Genomic DNA, 1,474 nt, shown 5'->3' with positions numbered 1-1,474 from the left:
TGGTCGAGAGCGAACAATAACCGCTTACTGCGAAACACTGCAAAAACGACGACGGACAAACCTAACAAACTGCGAGCGCTTGTTGGCTTAGCAAAACTCACATTCTCAACTCTAGAATTTCTTACTGCTGTATTTGCAGCGCGTTGTCGTGCGCGATAACTCAGTTTTAGTGTAGAGATACGCTTGAGCGCTAAAAAATAACCTATCGATAAACGTTTTACAAAGTGACGGCTGTGCTTTCATACTTTTTTACTTCACCTCCTCAGTTTTGATGTTAATAGTGATGGGTGTCGCTTATTTTCTATTGTCAGCTTAGATACAAATAACGTTGGGTGTCATCAATGATTTGTCATTTGTTAGCACTATTCTGCACCACGTTTATATATTATTTTCCCGTCAGTATACCTTTGTTCTTGAAGATCAACTTTTCCAGAACCATATTTGTAACACTCATGTTTGAGAGTAAACAACCTATTGTAGTCACCTTGGAATACCGATTGAATTGTATTCTCATTATGCTTTCCATCTCTTAATTCGCAAAATTTCAAAATTGAAAACAAAAAATTAGTTAACAAAGCCTCTTCCTTGTCAACTCCACAATCATCATTACACATAATACGAAGCATGCCCGGGGGAGTTGAATGCACTTCTGGTGACGCCTTAAAAAAACCATAGTCTAAAACAGTTGTTTCACTAGGGTAATTCAACCAATGGTCTTCAATTTCAATAGAAGCAAACCACTTACCTATTGTTTCGTGATTTGTAGACTTAGCTCTAAAGCATAACGCAATAAAATTATTTATAGGGTATGGGTTCACTTTCCGATATAAATCAGTTTTGATTGAAATATCCTTGAAAGATTCACTATCAAAATTTGTTTTAATTTCAATCGCGCAAACAACTGATATCGGTGACACTACAACAAAGTCTCCATCCTTGAACAAATATGCTGAAGGTACATTTTCATCGATTATTATGATATCTAATTGTGGGCTCGCAGTTTTGGTAGAGGGGTTATACACAAATCCTGTTTTTACAGAGAACCTTTGAGGTAGAAAGTTTTTCAAATAATTTGACACTATATTTTCATGGAATGCTCCAATAGATGGCGCATGCCCAATCAATTCGTTTAACCGACCAAATTTACTTAGAAGCTCTTTTGCATAGTTTTGATATAGTGGCATGCTTATCTCAAAGGTTGATTAATAGTGCTAACATTTTAGTATTTATGCGACACGCAGTTTGTGTTGCATAATCGCTTGTTGAACTGAGCCGCTACCTGCTCGGTGTGACAGTGTTGGTACTGTTTATGCTATAGCTTACTTAGAAAAAATAGGCTTTTTGAAGGCTTTCACTTTCCTAGCTAGTGTAATCGGTTTAGCTAGTGTTATGTAAGCTTTCCCTGCATTGCTCAGCGCTTATTATGTATTCATTACACCTAAATTTTCCTTAATAAGCAATTATATTTTTTAGC

Annotated in this window: 1 protein-coding gene and 1 pseudogene; one reads left to right on the top strand and one right to left on the bottom strand. The window is 36.4% G+C overall.

What is annotated here, in order from left to right:
• Positions 1–91: pseudogene (locus tag MHN32_RS23895) on the top strand (transposase); the annotation flags it as partial.
• Between the two features lie 271 nt (positions 92–362).
• Here the strand turns inward: MHN32_RS23895 and MHN32_RS23570 are convergent.
• Positions 363–1,184 carry a DUF6602 domain-containing protein gene (locus tag MHN32_RS23570; RefSeq protein ID WP_239422985.1) on the bottom strand — a complete coding sequence of 274 codons (822 nt, stop codon included), beginning with the start codon at positions 1,182–1,184 and terminating at the stop codon, positions 363–365.
• Positions 1,185–1,474: the final 290 nt, after the last annotated feature.

Origin of the sequence: Pseudoalteromonas sp. Of11M-6 (assembly GCF_022347905.1) — a bacterium.
Lineage (GTDB): Bacteria > Pseudomonadota > Gammaproteobacteria > Enterobacterales > Alteromonadaceae > Pseudoalteromonas.
This window is presented reverse-complemented; position numbering and strand designations above follow the sequence as displayed.